The sequence below is a fragment of the Bifidobacterium pseudolongum subsp. pseudolongum DSM 20099 genome, assembly GCF_000771225.1.
Lineage (GTDB): Bacteria > Actinomycetota > Actinomycetes > Actinomycetales > Bifidobacteriaceae > Bifidobacterium > Bifidobacterium pseudolongum.
The window spans coordinates 192,037-211,810 of the sequence record NZ_JDTZ01000005.1; the positions used below are offsets into that span (position 1 = coordinate 192,037).

The following is a 19,774-nucleotide window of genomic DNA, read 5'->3' on the forward strand; positions in this document are numbered from 1 at the left end:
ACAACTGCGGAGGAGCCGCAGAGGACCGACTGACCGAGCAACCCGATGTTTGGAGAAGGAGGTCTGAATGACTGATCAAGAGCAACCACTCACTCCCGCGGATACCGGCGTGGTCACGTCCGGTCTGGGCACAAAAGCCCCCGAGGAACGCAAACTCCCCGACTCGTTGAGCAACGACATGGAGTTGTGCCTGGAGATCCTGCGCGGCGTGCTCGCCGAATACGACGAATCCCTGCTCGCCACGTTCGACACCGTGCGCCAGTATGCAGTGGACGCCAGCGCCGAGCGATTCTCCGGTGTGCTCACCGACACCCACCCGGAACGCGACGATCTGGAGATGGCCGTCAAGACCATCGATGCGATGAACCTGCACGATGCGCAGCTGCTCGCCCGCGCGTTCGCCACCTATTTCCATCTGGCGAACCTGTGCGAGGAGAACTACCGCGTCTCCGTGCTGCATGAGCGCGAAGCCAAGGTGGACGACAAGCAGGCGATCGACCCCGCCAACGAAATGACGAAGGCCTACCACCAGCTGATCGCCGAGATGGGCCCCGCCCACGCCAAGGAACTGCTGGAACACCTCGAGTTTCACCCGGTCTTCACCGCGCACCCCACCGAGGCGCGCCGCAAGGCCGTGGAAGGCAAGATCCGCCGTATCGCGGAGCTGCTCAGCGTGCACAAGTACCTCGGCGGCTCCGACAAGAAAGAGAACCTGCGCCGTCTGTACAACGAGATCGACGCGCTGTTCCGCACATCCCCGATCGCACTCAAGAAGCCCACGCCCGTTGAGGAAGCGGACACGATCCTCGACATCTTCGACAACACGCTCTTCCATACGATCCCGCAGGTCTACCGCCGCTTCGACGACTGGGTCCTCGGCGATGAGGCCGGCCTCGTGGAACCGGTGTGCCCCGCGTTCTTCCACCCCGGCAGCTGGATCGGCTCCGACCGCGACGGCAACCCGAACGTCACCGCCAAGGTGAGCCGCCAGGTGGCCCGCAAGTTCAGCGACCACGTGCTCGCCGCGCTTGAAGAGGCCACACGCACCGTGGGCCGCAACATGACGATGGAGGCCGAGACCACCCCGCCGAGCGACGAGCTGCGCGCGCTGTGGAACCAGCAGAAGGAGATCAGCGAACGCCTGACAAGCAAGGCCTCGCTCATCTCGACCAAGGAGATGCACCGCGCGGTGCTGCTCGTGATGGCCGACCGCCTGCACTACACGATCAAGCGCGACCACGACCTCATGTACCACACGTGCGACGCCTTCCTGTCCGACCTGCGTGTGGTGCAGCGTTCGCTGGCCGAAGCCGGCGCCAAGCGCGCCGCGTACGGCCCCCTGCAGGACCTGATCTGGCAGACCGAGACCTTCGGCTTCCACATGGTTGAGATGGAGTTCCGCCAGCACTCCGTGGTGCACGCACGCGCACTCGATGACATCCGCGAGCACGGCCTGCACGGCGAGCGCGGCCAGCTCCAGCCGATGACGTACGAAGTGCTCGACACGTTCCGCGCGCTCGGCGCGATCCAGCGCCGCAATGGCGTCAAGGCCGCGCGCCGCTACATCATCTCGTTCACGAAGAGCGCGAAGAACGTGCGTGACGTCTACGAGCTCAACCGCCTTTCGTTCGCGAATCCGGAGGATGCGCCGGTCATCGACGTCATTCCGCTGTTCGAGCAGCTCGAGGATCTTGAGAACTCGGTGAACGTGCTCGACGAAATGATCAAGATCCCCGAGGTGCAGGCGCGTCTCAAGCAGACCGGCCGCAAACTCGAGGTCATGCTCGGCTACTCCGACTCGTCGAAGGACGCCGGCCCCACCACCGCGACGCTCGCCCTGCACTCCGCGCAGGAGCGCATCGCGAAGTGGGCGGACGAGAACGACATCGACCTGACGCTGTTCCACGGCCGCGGCGGCGCCGTCGGCCGCGGCGGTGGCCCGGCGAACCGCGCTGTGCTCGCGCAGCCGAAGGATTCGGTCAAGTGCCGCTTCAAGCTCACCGAGCAGGGCGAGGTCATCTTCGCGCGCTACGGCAACCCGGTGCTGGCGATTCGCCACGTCGAGTCCGTGGCCGCGGCCACGCTGCTGCAGTCCGCGCCGAGCGTGGAGAAGACGAACACCGAGATGACCGAGAAGTTCGCGCCGATGGCGAGCAAGCTCAACGAAGTTTCACATGAAACATACCTTGACCTGCTCAATACGCCGGACTTCGCGCCGTGGTTCTCGACCGTCACACCGCTCACCGAAATCGGCCTGCTGCCGATCGGCTCCCGCCCCGCCAAGCGCGGCTTGGGCGCGAAGTCGCTCGACGATTTGCGCACGATCCCCTGGATCTTCTCGTGGGCCCAGGCGCGCATCAATCTGGCCGCATGGTACGGCCTCGGTTCGGCGTGCGAGGCGTTCGGCGATCTGGACACGCTGCGCAAGGCGTATCAGGAATGGCCGCTGTTCTCCACGTTCATCGACAACATCGAGATGTCGCTCGCCAAGACCGACGAGCGCATCGCCAAGATGTATCTGGCGCTCGGCGACCGCGACGACCTGCGCGACAAGGTGCTCAACGAGATGGAGCTCACCCGCAAGTGGGTGCTCAAGATCGTGGGCGACGCATGGCCGCTCCAGCACCGCCATGTGCTCGGCCAGGCGATCCGCATCCGCTCGCCGTACGTCGACGCGCTTTCGGTGACGCAGGTGCTCGCACTGCGCTCGCTGCGTAAGAAGGTGGACAAGGAAGAGCTCTCGAAGAGCCAGCAGGCAGGGTTCATCTACCTGATACTCTGCACCGTTTCAGGCGTTGCCGCCGGCCTCCAGAACACCGGCTGATGCCAAGCAGCATGCAGTAGGCTGCCATCACGGTAACCATGGACGCGGTGACGGCAGCCTCCCTAACAAGGGGTGTGGGCCGGTTCTTTCGAACTGGCCCACACCCCTTGTTGATATAGCCCCTTATGCCCGAACACCCCCAACACTCCTGCCACCCGCCGCCCTCAACACCCCAGCGGATTCGCCGTTTTCGTCACTGTTTTCGCTGTTATGGTCATCTTTTTGCTTGATAGATGACCATAACAGCGAAAACAGTGACGAAAACGGCGAATCCCCCTAATGACAGCTTATATAGAAAAGAACCGCTACACACCACGTTTGGCGATACTCCACGCATCCTTATTCATACAAACTATAAATAAGCAACCTCGAAAGTGATGTTTTGCAGCGAATCGTGTGCTCTAATTTACACAAACCATCAATAAGAGCGAGCCGAACGCGCTAGAATACCTCGTATATCGCACGAAAACACTATGGAGTATCAATAAGGGGTGCCTGATGGCAGATGAATACAGGCCGCTCGCCGCGTTGTTCCACATGGACGCGTCCACAGCCGCGCCCGCCCATCTCAGAGAGCTCACCCACGCACGTCTGACCGCCGATTCCACATTCCGCACAGGAATCGCCACGAAGCTGGGCGAATTGTTCATCGGCATGCCGCGCGAGCTCACACGCCAGCTCAACGATGTGCTTGCGCGCGAAAGCTCGATCGCGGTGCTGTGGAACGGCATTCCACGCATCATGAAGCACAGCTACATCGTACATGCGATCAGCGAGGAGATCCTCTCCACCAACGACATCGAAGGCGTGCGCAGCACACGCAAAGAGGTGCAGGACGCCGTCGAGACGGCACAGCATGAAGCCGGGCACACCGCATCGAATGCGCCACACGACCCCTACCGCACGGTACGCTTCGAAGAGTTCGCCCGCCTCTACCTCGGCCTGACCGACGAACAGGCACAGCTGCCGCAGACGCTTGACGATCTACGCACGATCTACGACGACGTGGTGGGCGACGAGATCACTGACGACGACCGCCCTGACGGCGAACTATTCCGCAACGGCGACGTGGAGATCATCGGCGCAGGCGAGCGTGTCGTGCACACCGGCGCGCACAGCGAGGCACGCATCAATGAGCTGCTCACCCAGATGCTCGCCTTGATGAAGTCCGAGCGGATCCCCCAGCTGCTGGCGGCCACCGCCGCGCATTTCCTGTTCGAATACACGCATCCGTTCTACGATGGCAACGGCCGTATGGGCCGATACCTACTCGCACTGAATTTACGACCCACGCTCACGCTGCCCTCCGTGCTCTCGCTTTCGCGTACGATCGCCGACAACCGACAGCGGTACTACAAGGCGTTCAGCAGCGTGGAGAATCCACTCAACCATGGCGAGCTCACGTTCTTCGTGCAGATGCTACTCGAGTGCATCGCACAGGCGCAGACCGAGCTCATCGAACGGTTGACGCGGCAGTTGAACTGTTTGGGCAGGCTCAGCGCGCATTGCGACGACCTCGGGCGCGAACATCGACTGTCCGAGCATGCGCGGCAGACATTGTTCGCGCTCATGCAGGAGGCCGTCTTCGGCGGTCGGGACGGCATGTCACTTGATGCCGCCGCGCAACATCTCCACCTGTCCAAACAAAGCGCGCGCAAAACCGTGGAGGAACTCGAGCGGGCTGACCTGATCACATTCACCAAACGGCGTCCACTCACGTTCGCGTACACGGGCGAGCTGCCGGAATGACGGGCTTTGCCTCAGTACCGCTCACGCATACGTGAAGGTCATCGGGTCATGGCCGGCGCGCGTCGGGCCGTCGAGCGCGTCGATCTGCGCATGCTCTTCCGGTGTCAGCGCGAAACCGAACAGGTCGAGATTCTCACGCTGGCGCTCGGCATGCACCGACTTCGGGATGATGATCGTGCCGTTCTCGATGTGCCAACGCAGGATCACCTGCGCAGGCGTCACACCGTGCGCCTCGGCGATGCGCTCGACGACGCCGTTCGCCAGATCGGCGCCGCGTGCCATCGGTGAATACGCCTCCACCGCGATGTTGTGCGCGCGACAATACTCCACGACATCGCGCTGCTGCCATGTGGGGTGCAGTTCGATCTGATTGACGGTCGGGTACTCGCCTGTCTCATCGAACAACCGGTCAAGGTGCTCGGGCATGAAATTGCAGACGCCGAGCGTGCGCACACGGCCGTCTTCGCGCAATTTACGGAACGCCTCCCACGTTTCGCCGCTACGCCAGTCGAACGGCGTGGGCCAGTGGATCATGTACATGTCCACATAGTCGAGCTGCAGCAGTTCGAGCGAACGGTCGAACGCGCGCATGGCGGAATCATAGCCCTGCTCGGAATCGCGCAGTTTCGTGGTCATCCACAGTGACGCGCGCTTCTCACCGGTGTTGTAACCGGTCGCGGCGAGCGCGCGCCCCACGCCCTCCTCATTGTTGTATCCGGCGGCACCGTCGATGTGCCGATAGCCGATTTCCAGCGCCGATTCGACGACCGGTACCACACCTTCGTCGTCGATGCGCAGCACACCCAACCCAATTTGCGGGATCTTCGTGCCGTCGTGCAGGGTGATGAGGGGGATGTTCGGGATCTGGTCAGCGAGCGTGCTCATAAGTGCGCCTTTCTGTATATCTACGACCGATGCTAGCACCGCGCATACAGCTGGTGATCAAGTTCAGCAAGGTCCTACGCCCTGCACCACTTGCCACCCCTCCTACGCGCTGCCCTCTGGATTCGCTGTTTCGCTCACTGTTTTCGCCGTTATCGTCATCAATCCAGCGAAAAAGTGACCATAACGGCGAAAACAGTGACGTAAACGGCGAATCGTCAGCCGTCTACAGACGCCAGAGGCATAATCCCCGGAACCGGGCGCAGAAAACCGTGCGCCGGCATCCAATGGGCACCGGCGCATGGCAGGAGGAAGGAAAGGGGAAAGTAAGTCCTGATCAATCAGTGGCGGTTGCTGAGCTCGTGGTACATGTCTTCGATCTCGAGTTCGCGTTCGAATTCACGTGGCGTGGTCTCGGCGTCGATCGTCGCGAGTTCAACGCCGGCGATGCGCGCGAAGTCCTCCCACGCCTCACGGCCGACCGACGTGGTCATGCACGTGTGGTGCGAGCCGCCCGCGCGCAGCCAGCATTCGGCGGAGACCTCGAGGTTCGGCTCCGGCTTCCACAGCGCCCGCGCGCACGGCAGCTTGTCGAGCGAGCCGAGCGGCTCGACCACGTCGACGACGTTCATCAGCATGCGGAAGCGCGTACGCACGTCGGCGAGCGAGACGACGACCGCGTCCTGTTTCGGCGCCACGGTGAACACAAGGCGCACCGGGTCGGCCTTGCCGCCGATGCCAAGCGGGTGGATCTCCAGACGCGGCTTGGCGATGGTGCCGACGGACGGCGAGACTTCGAGCATGTGCGAGCCCATGATCATCTCATTGCCGGGCGTGAAGTTGTAGGAATAGTCTTCCATGAGCGAGGCGCCGCCGTCGAGGCCGTAGCCCATCACCGCGCCGATGCGCACGAGCACCGCGGTCTTCCAGTCGCCTTCGGCCGAGAAGCCCCAGCCGTACTCCGAGGGGAAGCGCTGCGGACCCACGCCCGGCAGCTGCGGCAGGGCGCCCAGGTCCTCGAAGTTGTCCACGCCGGCCGTGCAGTTGTTGGCGCGCATCATGTTCACCATCGCGCATTCCTCGCGCGCGGCGATGAACAGCGAATCATAGTCCTTGTCGAGCAGTTCGGGCGCGATCTCGTACTTCGCCTTGTAGTCCTCGATGAGGTCCTTGACTTGGTCTTCCTTGACCGCATTGTAGGCTGCGACGAGCTCGTTGACGGCCCACGTATTGATCGAGGCGCCGAACACGCGCTCCGCTTCGGTCTTGTCGCCTTCCGTCACGGCAACATTGCGCATGTTGTCGCCCCAGCGCATCACGTTCATCGTGTTCGAGGCCTGCCAGCCGGCGCACGCGCGCGCCCAGACGCCGATCTTGTCGGCGACGGCCGGGTCGGTGTAGTGGCCGACGACGATCTTGCGCGGAATGCCGAGACGCGTGACGATGTAGCCGTATTCGCGGTCGCCATGCGCGGCCTGATTGAGATTCATGAAGTCCATGTCGATTGTGTTCCACGGAATCTCGAAGTGGTGCTGCGTATTGAGCTGCAGCAGCGGCTTCTTCAGTGCCTCAAGACCGCGGATCCACATCTTCGCCGGGGAGAAGGTGTGCATCCAGGTGATTACACCGATGCAGTTGTCGTCCGCGGAGGCATCGACCATGAAGCGGCGCACGCCGTCCGACGATTTCAATGTCGGCTTAAGTACGAGCTTGACGGGGATCCGGCCGCTCGCGTTGAGCGCATCGACGATCTCGGTGGACTGCTGCGCCACCTGGCGCAGCGCCTCTTCGCCATACAGGTCCTGCGACCCGACGCCGAACCAGATTTCCTTGCCCTCGAATGGGTTGTCCATTGCCATGTTGATTCCTCACTTCACTGTGACATTGGGATTGATATTGGGTATTGGGGTTGTGTCGTTGATTGTGGATTGCCGCCGCGCGCCATGCACGGCTGTGGATCCGGTTGTGGATAACAATCGCTCAGTGCTGCCCGTACACGTTCTGGTAGCGGTCGTTGAGCTTGTCGATGTCTTCCTGCGGAATCGGGATGATCTCGCCCAGTTGGCGCGCGGCCCACATCGTGTGCGCCACTTCCTCCGTCATCGCCGCGGCCTTGACGGCGGCCTCGGCGTCCTTGCCGATGGTGAACGGGCCGTGGTTCTGCATCAGCACCGCCGGCGACTTGGGGTATTGCTTGAGCGTCTCCACCACGCCTTCGCCAATCGCCTCGGACCCGATCAGGCGGAACGGCCCGACCGGCACATCTCCGCCGAACTCGTCGCCCATCATCGTCAGGCCACAGGGAATGTTCTGCCCGGTGGCGGCCCACGCGGTCGCATACGTGGAGTGCGTGTGCACCACGCCGTACACGTCCGGCATATGGCGGTAGATGTAGGCGTGCGAGGCGGTGTCCGACGACGGCGACTCCGCACCGTCCACCACATTGCCGTCCAGGTCGCACACGACCATCGAGCTCGGCGTCAGGTATTCGTAGCGCAGACCGGAGGGCTTGATCACCATCAGGTCCGCGGTGCGCAGGCGCTGCGAGACGTTGCCGGCCGTCCACACGACGAGATTCCACTTGATGAGCTGTTCGTGCAGCGACGCGACCACTTCGCGCACCTGCTTGACTTCCGCGCGGACCTCCGGCCCATACTCTGCGAGCGTTGCCATTGTTGTTCCTTTCCGTATTGGCTGAATGACTGTTGGATTGACTGCTGGACGATTATTCGCCGCCGATCGGCATGCATTCGACCGCCGTGCGCTCCACCGGCAGCGCCTGCATGAACCGCGCGAAGAACATGCGGAATCCTTCCACATCGGCGGGTTGCGGGTCCTCCGTCACGGACTGCGCATTTGCAAACACCACTTCGTCGAGATAATCGGCGAGCGGCGTGTCCGCATGCCGCAGATAGCCGGCGAGCACCGCCATGCCCCACGCGCCGCCTTCCGACGCCGTCGTCATCACGCGGATCGGCGTATCGAACGCGGCGGCGAGGATGCGCTGCGCCACAACGGGCGTGGCGAAGATGCCGCCATGCCCCACGAGCGAATCGATCTGCACGCCCTCGTCATGGGTCATCACATTCATGCCGATCGTGACCGGCGAGAACGCGCCGAACAACTGCGCGCGCATGAAGTTCGCGAGGTTAAACCGCGCCTCCGGCTCACGCACGAACAGCGGGCGGCCCTCGGCGAGCCCGGCCAGGAATTCGCCGGTGCGGAACGGGTAGGCGAGCATGGCGCCGGCGTCCGGGTCCGCCTGCTCGCTGATCGCGCTGCGGAACAGCTCGCCGTACAGGTCGGCGTCGCTGACCGAACCGCCGTTGAGCTGGGAGAATTCGCGGAACAGGTTGATCCACGCGTTCAGATCCGAGGTGAAGTTGTTGGCGTGGCTCATGCCGGCCAGATCGCCGGCCGGGGTGGTGACCAGATCGACTTCCGGGCGCAGCGTGGACAGCTTGTGCTCGAGCACCACGGTGGCGAAGATCGATGTGCCGGCGGAGACATTGCCGGTGCGGCGGCGCACGGAGTTCGTGGCCACCATGCCGGTGCCCGCATCGCCTTCGGGCGGGGCGAGCGCAACGCCCGGCTGCAGCACGCCGGATGGGTCGAGCAGCGCCGCGCCCTCCGGCGTGAGCGTGCCGGCCGGCGTGCCCGCGACGAGCGGCTCGGGCAGCAGGTCCTCGAGTTTCCACGGTTGCGCGGCCACTTCGGGCAGCGCGTCGAATTGCTCGATGAACGCCCGCTCATAGGTCTTCGTCTCCGGGTCGATCGGGAACATGCCGGAGGCGTCGCCCACGCCCAGCACCTTACGGCCTGTGAGCTTCCAGTGCACGTAGCCGGCGAGCGTGGTGAAGTAGCGCACCGAACCGATGTGCGGCTCGTCGTTGAGCACCGCCTGATACAGATGCGCGATTGACCAGCGCTCGGGGATGTTGTATTGGAACAGCTGCGAAAGGCGTTCGTGAGCCTCGCTCGTGTTCGTGTTCTGCCATGTACGGAACGGCACGAGCAGCTCGCCGTCTTCGTTGAACGCCAGATACCCGTGCATCATCGCGGAGAAGCCGATTTGGCCGATGCGCACGAGCTTCTGCCCGTACTGCGCCTCCACGCAGTCGGCGACGTCGGCGTAGACGCTCTGCAGGCCGCGCCAGATCTTGTCCACGTCGTATGACCACAGGCCGTCCACGAGATGCGACTGCCAGCCGTAGTCACCGGTGGCGATGGTATTGCGCTCATCGTCGATGAGCACGGCCTTGATGCGCGTGGAGCCGAACTCAATGCCGAGGGACGTGCGCCCGCTGCTGATCTTCTCGGCCACCTGGTCTTGCGAATCCGACATCGTTCCTCCCGTATGAATGTGCACGTCGTTGTTGGCTATCTCTATGTTAGCGCTCACATACATGGAAACACGCCGAGGGACCAAAATAGCACTTGCCTTCGGTGAGCACCGGCAGGTCAACACGCCGAGCAAGTGTTGGCATTTCAGTCTTTGGCTGATCGTCGGCGCCCATCCTGCGTGTTGGGGGCCACACACGCGGTACTTTGAAATACACACACAGTAGCGGTACGGGCTTCGACGCCGAAACCCATGCCGATTGCGCGTGAACCTTCGTGTCGGGTACCGCAGAAAGGACAAAGAGGCCATATGACACAGCAGACTGAAACACATGCCAAGCTCGTGGTAGACGACGAATTCAAGGTCGGCCCGGTGCACGACCGGGTGTTCGGGTCATTCGTCGAGCATCTGGGACGCTGCGTATACACCGGCATCTACGAGCCAGGGCATCCCACCGCTGACGAGGAGGGGTTCCGGCAGGACGTAATCGACCTGGTCAAGGAACTGGGCGCCACCACCATCCGCTACCCCGGCGGCAACTTCGTCTCCGGCTACAACTGGGAAGACGGCGTGGGCCCCAAGCAGGACCGCCCCCGCCGCCTCGATCTGGCGTGGCATTCCACCGAGACGAACCAATTCGGCTTGCACGAGATGGCCTCGTGGCTGCGCAAGGCCGGTGGCAACGAGCTCATGGAAGCCGTCAACCTCGGCACCCGCGGCCTGGCCGAAGCACTCGACCTGTTGGAATACGCGAACGTCCCCGACGGCACGGCCCGGTCGAAGGAACGCATCCGCAACGGCGCCAAGGACCCATTCGACATCCGCATGTGGTGCCTGGGCAACGAGATGGACGGCCCGTGGCAAACAGGGCACAAAAGCGCCGAGGACTACGGCAAACTCGCCGCTTCGGTCGCGGCCGGCATGCGCATGATCGACCCAGGCCTTGAGCTGGTGGTCTGCGGTTCGTCGAGCCACACGATGGACACGTTCGGCAAGTGGGAAGAGACCGTGCTCGAACACACCTTCGACAAAGTGAACTTCGTCTCCGCGCACGCCTACTACTTCCCGCAGATCATGCCCGACGGCTCGCGCGACATGGCGTCGTTCCTCGCCTCCGGTGTGGACATGGACGGCTTCATCAAAGACGTCGGCGCCGCCATCGACGCCACCCGTTCGCGACTCAAAAGCGACCACAACGTGTACATCTCATTCGATGAATGGAACGTGTGGTATATGGGGGAAGAACCGAGCAAGAACCCCGAAGGCATTGGCAACTGGCCAGTAGCGCCCCGTTTGCTCGAAGACATTTATTCAGTGGCGGACGCGGTGGTGGTCGGGGACCTGCTCATCACATTGCTGCAGAACGCCGACCGTGTGCATGCCGCGTCGCTCGCCCAGCTCGTCAACGTGATCGCGCCGATCATGACCGAACCCAACGGCCCTGCATGGCGGCAGACCACCTTCTACCCGTTCTCGCTCACCGCCGCCTGGGCCAAGGGCGGCAGCGTGCTGGAACCCAAGATCGAATCCCCCCAATACCACACCGACCGCTACGGCGATGTGGCCTCCACGAACGCCGTGGCTGTGCGCGGAGCGGATGGCTCCGTCGCCGTGTTCGTCACCAACCGCTCGTTGGACGACGAATGCACATTCGACATCAAACTGCCGGAGGGCTTCACACCGCATGAGATCGAGGCCCGCACCCTCCATGACGACGACATCCTCGCCGCCAACACACTCCACGACCAACACCGCGTGGAACCATACACCAATGACTCCGCCTCAATGCACAGCGGAACCGTCTCGGTCACGCTTCCACCGGTGAGCTGGACAGCCATCCAGATACGTTGACACGCGTGCACACATCCGGTTTCACCTTGGTGGAACGCTCGTCGAAGAAGCACTGATCGGCCGGTCAGCGCTTCTTCGGCTTCGCTTTGCGCAACGGCGACTGCGGTTCGGCCGGCTTGAGCATGGGGAACTGCGCCAGCAGCCACCGCCGCACCGCCGGGACGCGGCAGATGCCCACGCCCACGGCGAGCGCCGCGATCGCGACCCACGATGCGATGTCCATGCTCAGCAGCATCAGGATCACCACAAGGCCGCATGCGAGCAGGCCGCCCAATTGCTGGTATTTGTTCTGTTCCTCGGTGATCTGCTCACGCTTGAGCGGCATCGATCCCAGGAACATGCCCAGCGCGCAGCAGCCAATGCCGACGACAATGGAGACGATGAGTTCAGTGGTGTTCATGTGTGCACCTTCCTTGGTTGGGCAGGGAACCGCACCATTGCGGCCCCACGAAAACTATTCCGCCTCGCCCGAGCGCGGCATGCGCGCCCGTGAGGCCCGTGCGCGCATGCGGGTGGCCACCGCGCCTTTGCTCACGCCCGAGATCTCCGCGATCACTTCTTCGTACGTGGTGTCGGCGGTGGCGTGCACAGCGCACACCGCACCGTGCCGCATGACGACGATGCGGTCGGCTATCGCGAACACGTTCGGCAGGTCGTGGCAGACCATGATCACGCTGCGTTCGGCCGACCGCAGCCGCACAATGTAATCGAGCACTTCGGCCGTCTGCGTCACCGAAAGCGAGGCCGTAGGCTCGTCGAGCACAATCAGACTGGGATTGTTGAGCAGTGTGCGCGCGATGGCCACGGTCTGCCGCTGGCCGCCCGAAAGCGAGGCGATGCTCTGCCCCGCGCGCACCGGTGTGGACAGTGTGTTGAGCACTTCGCGCGCCTTGGCGTACATGCCCGCGTCGTCGCGCACCGAAAGCCCTTGGCGCATCTCGCGCCCCAGGAAGATGTTCGCGGAGACGTCGAGGTTCTCGCAGAACTGCGGCTGTTGAAACGCCGACGCTATGCCCAGTTCCGCTGCCTTGGCCACGCTGTCGAGCCGCACCGTCTCGCCGCGCACCGCGATGCTGCCGGCGTCTGGCTGCACAAGCCCGGCCAGCACGTGCACGAGCGTGGATTTTCCAGCGCCGTTGTCGCCGACCACGGCCACGATCTGCCGCGTCTGCACCACAAGGTCGACGTCGCGCAGCGCCTCCACGTTCCCGTAGCGTTTCGAGACCTCGCGCAGTTCAATCAACGTTGACTGATGGCTCATTGCCTTCCCCCTGCTTGCCCTTCTGGGAACGGCCGCCATTGAGGGCCGCCCGTTCCACGTTCTCCATCGCCATGATGCCCGCTCCCAACGCCCCATTGATCTTCGGCAGTTTCGCTTCGAGCACCGCGATCGGTGTCAACGCATCGGGGAAGAGCAGCCGCTGCAACGCCTCACGGAACGGGTCGAGGAACACCTCGCCCGCCTGCGCAAGTTCGCCGCCGACCACCACGAGCTCGGGGTCGACCGAAATGCACAGCGTGGATACCACATTGCCGATGCGCACCGCGGCGTCGGCGATCACACGCCGGCAGCCGGGATCGCCCTCATTCGCCTTCAAGACCAGATCGTTGAGTGTGAGGTCCCCGTGGGTCACCGCAAGCAGCGACGTCAGCCGCTGCTCGTCCACGATCGTATTGAGGCAGCCACGGTTGCCGCATTGGCATATGGCGCCCAAGGGGTCCACCTGGATGTGGCCGATCTCGCCGGCGAGGCCGGTCACGCCGTGGTGCACCTCGCCACCGCGCACAATGCCGGAACCCACGCCGTCGCTCGCGTTCACGTACACAAAATCCTCGATGCCGCCGCCCGCACCCACGCGCGCCTCGCAGAACGCGCTCATGTTCGCGTCGTTGTCCACGATCACCGGCACGTCGAACATGCCGCGGAACACCGCGGCGATGTCCACGTCCCCCCAGCCGGGCAGCAGGCCGGGAACCGCGAGCATGCGCGTGCGTTTGTCGACCGGCGCGCCCAACGCCACGCCTATCGCGAGCAGTTCGTCGGCCCCGGCGTCCATCTGTTCAAGCGATTCGCGGATCATGCGCGCCGCGATGTCGAGCGTCGTGTCGGGCATGTGGTTGCGCGCGAGCGGGTAATGGTGCTCCATGTACGGCGTGCGCGTGTCGTCGCACAGCACGACGCGCAGGCCCCGGCGCGTGATGTGCACGCCGGCGACCAGGCCGTTGTGGCGCGCGAGCGTGACGAGTTGCGCGCGCCTCCCGTTGCGCACGGTGCCGTGCGTCTCGAGCTGGCCTTCGTCGGACAGCTGGTGCACGAGCGCGGAGATCGTGGCGGTGGAGACGCCCATGATCTCGGCGAGCTCCACCTGTGTCATCGCGCCGAACTTATGGATCGATTCCAATAGGTTGGCGCGGTTCGCCTCACGCAGCGAGCTCTGCGAGCCCAGCTTCCTCTTCGAGAATCGTCCTGCCATACACACCAGCATAAAGGGCGCGCGCGGGAAATCAGTCTTGGATACACGAAAATCATGGAAAATGTGCAGAAAATCCCCGTACTGAGTTCAGAACATGAACTCAGTATCAAAAAACACGCCGTGTTGAGTTTGACAACTTAACACAAGGGCGTATCCTGACTGTAGATCTCATCGAGATCGCGGCAGAGACGCTGTACATTCCGTCGAAGGAGATGGAGCAGATGAAACGCATCACCAAGATAGCAGCCTTCATCAGCAGTCTGGCGATATGCGCCGGTTTGAGCGCATGCGGATCCACCCGTTCCGGATTCGAGCAGACCGGTGGCACCCAGAAACTCGAGAAAGGCGCGACAATCGGCATTTCGATGCCAACCAAGTCCGAGGAACGCTGGAACAAAGACGGCAACAACCTCAAGAACAAGCTTGAGGACGCCGGCTACAACGTGGTTCTCAACTATGCGGACGACAAGCCCGCGCAGCAGAACGCGGACATCGAGAACATGGTGAACCAAGGCGCCAAGATCCTCGTCGTCGCATCCAAGGACGGCTCCGCCGTTGGCCCCGCCGTGGAGAAGGCGCGAGACGCCGGCGCCACGGTGATCGCCTACGACCGCCTGATCATGAACACCGACGCCGTGGACTACTACGCCACATTCCAGCTCGAGCAGGTGGGCAAGCTGGAGGCCGAATACCTCGTCGACCAGCTGGGCCTCAACGACGGCGAAAAGGGACCGTTCAACATGGAGCTGTTCACCGGGTCGCCCGACGACAACAACGCCAAATACTTCTTCAAGGGCGCGTGGGACATCCTGCAGCCGTACTTCGAAAAGGGCGTGCTCGTCTGCCCGTCCAACCACGGCGGCGGCGTGACCAAGGACTTCACCGTCGACGATTGGCAGAAGATCTCGGTGCAGTCGTGGAAGACCGAACAGGCGCAGAAAGATATGGAGTCGATCCTCGATTCCACCTATGCGAGCGGCAGGAAACTCGACGCGGTGCTCACCCCGTACGACGGCATTGCGCAGGGCGTGATCAACGCGATCGAGGCCAAGCGTCCGGACATGAAGCCGGGCACCGAATCCTGGCCGCCGATCACCGGACAGGACGCCATGGAGATCGCGGTGTCGAACATCGCCGCGGGCAAGCAGGGCGAGACGGTTTTCAAGAACGTGGACGAACTGGCCGACGCGGTGTACGACATGATCATCGAGATCGCCGAAGGCAAGAAGGTCACCGGCATCAACGGCGAATTCAACAACAACAACGTCGACGTGCCCTCCAAGCTGCTCGACCCGCAGAACATCACCGTTGAGAACCTCGACGACCTCGTCAAGGCGAAGTACCTCACGCAGGAACGCTTCGACAAGCTCACCAAGGGCGAGGCCATCCGCTAGCGGGCGGCGCGTCTGAGGGAAAGGATCGTCATGGCAGACAACAGCACGATTCTGACGATGAACAACATCGTCAAGACCTTCGGTCCGGTCAAAGCGCTCTCCGGCGTCAATCTGTCGGTGGAACGCGGCGAGATACATGCGATCTGCGGCGAAAACGGCGCAGGCAAGTCCACCCTGATGAACGTGCTTTCGGGCGTCTACCCGTACGGCTCGTATTCAGGCACCATCACCTTCGACGGCAAGGAGTGCAAGTACCGCACCATCAAGGATTCCGAAGCCGACGGCATCGTCATCATCCACCAGGAGCTCGCGCTCAGCCCGTTCCTTTCGATCGCCGAGAACATCTTCATCGGCAATGAACAGGCGAAGGGCGGCGTGATCAACTGGGACGAGACTCGCGCCAAGGCGGCCGAGCTGCTCAAGCGCGTGGGTCTGCCGGAGAACCCGGACACCAAGATCATGGACATCGGCGTGGGCAAGCAGCAGCTCGTGGAAATCGCCAAGGCGTTGTCGAAGAACGTCAAACTGCTGATCCTCGACGAGCCGACCGCCGCACTCAACGACGAGGACTCCGCCCACCTGCTCGACCTGGTGCGCCAGCTGCGCGACGAGCAAGGCGTGACGAGCATCATCATCAGCCACAAACTCAACGAGATCGCCGCCATCGCAGACAATGTGACAATCATCCGCGACGGCGCGACAGTGGGCACGATGTTCGTCACCCCGGAGACGCCGCTGGACCAGGACGAACTGATCCGCAAGATGGTGGGGCGCTCGCTCACCAACCTCTACCCGAAGCATGAGTCCAACGAGCCCGGCGAGGAGTACCTGCGCCTCGAGGACTGGACCGTGCACCACCCGCTCGACCAGAACCGGGTCGTGGTGGATCATGCCAACATCAACGTGCATTCCGGTGAAATCGTGGGCCTTGCGGGGCTCATGGGCGCGGGGCGCACCGAGATGGCGATGAGCCTCTTCGGGCACTCGTACGGCTCCAGGATCTCGGGCAAGGTGTTTGTCAAGGGCAAGGAAGTGAACCTGCCCAACGTGCAGTCCGCGATCAACGCGGGGCTGGCCTACGCCACCGAGGACCGCAAGGTGTACGGGCTGAACCTGCTGCAGAACATCCGAGAGAACGCCTCGCTGGCATCGCTCGAAAAGATGAGCTCGCACGGGATCATGAACGACAACATCGAGCAGCGCGAAGTCGAGGAATACCGCCGGGACTTCCGCATCAAGTGCAACAGCATCGATGTGAACGTCGGCACACTCTCCGGCGGCAACCAGCAGAAGGTTGTGCTTGCGAAATGGGTCATCTCCGACCCGGACATCCTGATTCTCGACGAGCCGACGCGAGGCATCGACGTCGGCGCGAAATACGAGATCTACGAGATCATCAACCAGCTGGCCGACGCCGGCAAGGCCGTGATCGTCATCTCGTCGGAGCTACCGGAACTCATCGGCATCTGCGACCGCATCTACACCGTCAGTCAGGGCGTCGTCACCGATGATGTGCGCAAGAACGGGTTCACCCAGGAATATCTCATGAAAGGCATGACCAAGGAGAAGGAGGTGGTTGCATCATGAGCACCGTCAATGCAGCCCCAGCAAAGAAGAAGAGCGACGGCGTCCTCGCTACGCTCGCGAACAACTCGAAGCAATACGGCATCGTCGGCGCGCTCGTCGTCATCGTGCTCGTCTTCGAATTCCTCACCAAGGGCGTGCTGCTCAAGCCCAACAGCTTCGTCTCGCTCATCCAGCAGAACGCCTACGTGATCATCCTCGCCATCGGCATGGTCATGGTCATCATCGCCACGCATATCGATTTGTCGGTCGGCTCGATCGTGGCCTTCGTCGGCGGTGTGTGCGCCATATTGATGGAACGGCAGGGCGTCAACTGGATGCTCGCGATCCTCATCTCGCTCGTCGTCGGCCTGATCATCGGCTGCTGGCAGGGCTTCTGGGTGGCCTATGTGGGCATCCCCGGCTTCATCACCACACTGGCCGGCATGCTCATCTTCCGCGGCCTCGCCACCGTGATCGTCGGTGAATCCGTGCCGATCACCTCGCCGGAGTTCCGCGGCATCGCCCGCAACTACCTGCCGCAGCTGCTTGGGTGGTGGGGTCCGTTCGACGGCTTGACCATCGTGGTCGGCATCGCATGCATCGCGCTCTTCGCATGGAGCCAGCTGCGCCGCCGCGGCAAGGTGGCCAAGGCCGGTCTCACGCCTGAGCCCATGGCGCTCACCGTGACCAAGATCGTCATCGCCACGCTGCTCATCGGCTTCGTCACCTACCTGCTGGCCCTCTCCGGCAACGCCGACCAAGGCGGCATCCCGATCATGCTCGTCATTCTGGGCGTGCTCGTCTTCGTCTACAACTTCATCCTCACCCGCACGGTGTTCGGACGTCATGTGTACGCGGTGGGCGGCAACCGCAAGGCGGCCATCCTCTCGGGCATCAACACCAAGCGCGTCGACTTCACTCTCTTCGTGCACATGGGATTCCTTTCGGCCATCGCCGCGGTCTGCGTGCTCTCGCGACTTTCCTCCGCCACCGCACAGGCCGGCATGGAATTCGAAATGGACGCCATCGCGGCCTGCTTCATCGGCGGCACGGCGGTCACCGGCGGCGTCGGCACCATCCCGGGCGCTGTGGTCGGTGCACTCGTCATGGGCGTGATCAACCAGGGCCTGTCCATCATGGGCGTCGACACCGCAGTGGTGAAGACGATCAAGGGCCTCGTGCTCCTAGGCGCTGTGGCCGTGGACATCCTCTCCAAGCGCAAGAAGAGCTGAACCACCACATCATCAACGAAAGAGGCATATCATGAACATCACATCGGCGGCACGCGCCCGGCTCTACGCACTCACCGCAGTGGCCTGCGCGATCTGGCTCGTCCAGACTTGTGTGGAGGCGAACAACGCGGGCGAGCTCTTCAGCTGGTCGAATGTCATCTTCAGCATCTGCCTCATCATCGTCACCGGGTACTGCGCGGTGAACGCGGTGCTCGGCTGGAACACGAAGGAGGCGCCACAGTCAGGCAACACAGACGAACACGCCAAATGAATATGATGCAGTGAATACCCAGTGGGGGGTCCGTGGTCCACGGACCCCCCACTTTCGCATGTCAGCACCGTGACGCCGTACGCACCGACTGCCGTATGATCAGGTCGGCGGAGACCAACCCCACGCCGTGGTGCGAAGCCGGATAGCCGGGCTCGTCGCTGTCGCCCATTAAGAAGAGCGCCTCCTTCATGGCCATCACGCCCAAATCATCGAAATCCTGGCGCACCGTGGTCAACGGCGGATACAGGTTGCTCACGCCGGGAATATCGTCGAAACCGGTCACGCTGATGTCATCGGGCACACGCACGCCATGCTCGAGCAGCGCGCGGATCACGCCGATCGCCATCACGTCGTTCGAGCACACCGCGCATGTGGGCAGGCGGCCACCGTTCGAGCCGATGTTGTCGAGGATATGGTTCATGCGGCGGTACGCGTCGGCCGACTCCCAGTCGCCGCACTGCACCGTCACCGAATTCACCTTGTTCTCCGCGCACAGTTTGTTCCAAGCCACCAGTCGCGTATGGGCGTCGCGCCACTGGTTGGGTCCGGCGAAGAACAGCACATTGCGGTGGCCGTATTTGCGGATCAGCCGCATCACGGAAGCCATGCCACCCCACTGGTCCACGCCTACAAACGAAACGCGGCGACGGTGGCGCGCGTTGAGCATGCGCATGCCTTCGCCCACGCTCACGGCACCATGCGTGGACGTGATGATCACGCACGGCTGCGTCACCTTCGCACGGCACGCCACTTGAAACATCTCATCCGTGGGGGTCAGGAAAATAAACGCGTCCACACCCTGCTGCATGAACATGCCACACAGGTCGTCAAACTCCTGCTGGGTGCACTCCGCCTCATGGACCATCGCCACCGAGACGAACATCGTGTGGGCACGGGCCGTGGCCTCGATCGAGGACAGCGCCGTCACCGGGCCATAGAAGCGCTGGCCGCCGGCGATCATGCCGATCGTGCGCGTGCGGTTCGAGGCCAGCGCGCGGGCGGAATTGCTGGGGCGGTAGCCAAGCTCCGCGATTGCGCGCTCCACCTTCCCTCGCGTGGCCGCGGAGACATTGGGGGAATCGTTGATGACGCGCGAGACGGTCTGATGACTCACGCCAGCAAGTTTCGCCACCTCAAAAATCGAGGGGCGCTTTGCCCTTTTGCGGTCGGCCATCGCCACCTCCTCGTG

Annotated in this window: 14 protein-coding genes and 1 pseudogene; 7 read left to right on the forward strand and 8 right to left on the reverse strand. The window is 62.9% G+C overall.

Annotated elements, in window-relative coordinates; translation table 11 throughout:
• Positions 1–67 precede the first annotated feature (67 nt).
• On the forward strand, positions 68–2,824 hold the full coding sequence (locus tag OU02_RS05495) for a phosphoenolpyruvate carboxylase (RefSeq protein WP_033489213.1): 2,757 nt from the start codon (positions 68–70) through the stop codon (positions 2,822–2,824).
• Between the two features lie 498 nt (positions 2,825–3,322).
• Positions 3,323–4,573 carry a Fic family protein gene (locus OU02_RS05500; RefSeq protein ID WP_033489214.1) on the forward strand — a complete coding sequence of 417 codons (1,251 nt, stop codon included), beginning with the start codon at positions 3,323–3,325 and terminating at the stop codon, positions 4,571–4,573.
• Positions 4,574–4,594: 21 nt separating this feature from the next.
• Here OU02_RS05500 and OU02_RS05505 read toward each other — a convergent pair whose 3' ends face one another.
• The 4 genes from OU02_RS05505 to OU02_RS05520 form a co-directional block, all read right to left on the reverse strand.
• Complete coding sequence (locus OU02_RS05505; RefSeq protein ID WP_033489215.1) at positions 4,595–5,458, reverse strand: aldo/keto reductase; 864 nt, start codon at positions 5,456–5,458, stop codon at positions 4,595–4,597.
• A 338-nt stretch (positions 5,459–5,796) separates the two neighbouring features.
• Positions 5,797–7,314 (reverse strand): L-arabinose isomerase, encoded by a 1,518-nt coding sequence (gene araA / locus OU02_RS05510; RefSeq protein WP_033489216.1) that lies wholly within the window; start codon positions 7,312–7,314, stop codon positions 5,797–5,799.
• 121 nt (positions 7,315–7,435) lie between these two features.
• Positions 7,436–8,128: an L-ribulose-5-phosphate 4-epimerase gene (locus tag OU02_RS05515; RefSeq protein ID WP_022857911.1), complete on the reverse strand. Its 693-nt coding sequence runs from the start codon at positions 8,126–8,128 to the stop codon at positions 7,436–7,438.
• Positions 8,129–8,180: 52 nt separating this feature from the next.
• Positions 8,181–9,800: a xylulokinase gene (locus tag OU02_RS05520; protein ID WP_033489217.1), complete on the reverse strand. Its 1,620-nt coding sequence runs from the start codon at positions 9,798–9,800 to the stop codon at positions 8,181–8,183.
• 306 nt (positions 9,801–10,106) lie between these two features.
• Between OU02_RS05520 and arfA the strand changes: the two genes are divergently transcribed.
• Positions 10,107–11,648, forward strand: a complete 1,542-nt coding sequence (gene arfA / locus OU02_RS05525; protein WP_033489218.1) for an arabinosylfuranosidase ArfA — start codon at positions 10,107–10,109, stop codon at positions 11,646–11,648.
• 64 nt (positions 11,649–11,712) lie between these two features.
• Here the strand turns inward: arfA and OU02_RS05530 are convergent, their stop codons facing one another.
• The 3 genes and pseudogenes from OU02_RS05530 to OU02_RS05540 form a co-directional block, all read right to left on the reverse strand.
• Positions 11,713–12,048: a hypothetical protein gene (locus OU02_RS05530; RefSeq protein ID WP_033489219.1), complete on the reverse strand. Its 336-nt coding sequence runs from the start codon at positions 12,046–12,048 to the stop codon at positions 11,713–11,715.
• Between the two features lie 54 nt (positions 12,049–12,102).
• Positions 12,103–12,801: pseudogene (locus tag OU02_RS05535) on the reverse strand (ATP-binding cassette domain-containing protein); the annotation flags it as partial.
• A gap of 82 nt (positions 12,802–12,883) precedes the next feature.
• On the reverse strand, positions 12,884–14,122 hold the full coding sequence (locus OU02_RS05540) for an ROK family transcriptional regulator (RefSeq protein WP_051918337.1): 1,239 nt from the start codon (positions 14,120–14,122) through the stop codon (positions 12,884–12,886).
• Positions 14,123–14,343: 221 nt separating this feature from the next.
• On the opposite strand from OU02_RS05540, the gene OU02_RS05545 reads away from it, so the two are divergent.
• The 4 genes from OU02_RS05545 to OU02_RS05560 are packed head-to-tail and all read left to right on the forward strand — an operon-like array spanning position 14,344 to position 18,585.
• Positions 14,344–15,516 carry a substrate-binding domain-containing protein gene (locus tag OU02_RS05545; protein WP_033489362.1) on the forward strand — a complete coding sequence of 391 codons (1,173 nt, stop codon included), beginning with the start codon at positions 14,344–14,346 and terminating at the stop codon, positions 15,514–15,516.
• 30 nt (positions 15,517–15,546) lie between these two features.
• Complete coding sequence (locus OU02_RS05550) at positions 15,547–17,103, forward strand: sugar ABC transporter ATP-binding protein (protein ID WP_033489220.1); 1,557 nt, start codon at positions 15,547–15,549, stop codon at positions 17,101–17,103.
• Positions 17,100–18,314 (forward strand): multiple monosaccharide ABC transporter permease, encoded by a 1,215-nt coding sequence (mmsB, locus tag OU02_RS05555; RefSeq protein WP_033489221.1) that lies wholly within the window; start codon positions 17,100–17,102, stop codon positions 18,312–18,314. The genes OU02_RS05550 and mmsB overlap by 4 nt, the downstream gene beginning before the upstream one ends.
• A gap of 31 nt (positions 18,315–18,345) precedes the next feature.
• Positions 18,346–18,585 carry a hypothetical protein gene (locus OU02_RS05560; protein WP_033489222.1) on the forward strand — a complete coding sequence of 80 codons (240 nt, stop codon included), beginning with the start codon at positions 18,346–18,348 and terminating at the stop codon, positions 18,583–18,585.
• Between the two features lie 61 nt (positions 18,586–18,646).
• Here the strand turns inward: OU02_RS05560 and OU02_RS05565 are convergent, their stop codons facing one another.
• Complete coding sequence (locus tag OU02_RS05565; RefSeq protein ID WP_033489223.1) at positions 18,647–19,759, reverse strand: LacI family DNA-binding transcriptional regulator; 1,113 nt, start codon at positions 19,757–19,759, stop codon at positions 18,647–18,649.
• Positions 19,760–19,774 lie beyond the last annotated feature (15 nt).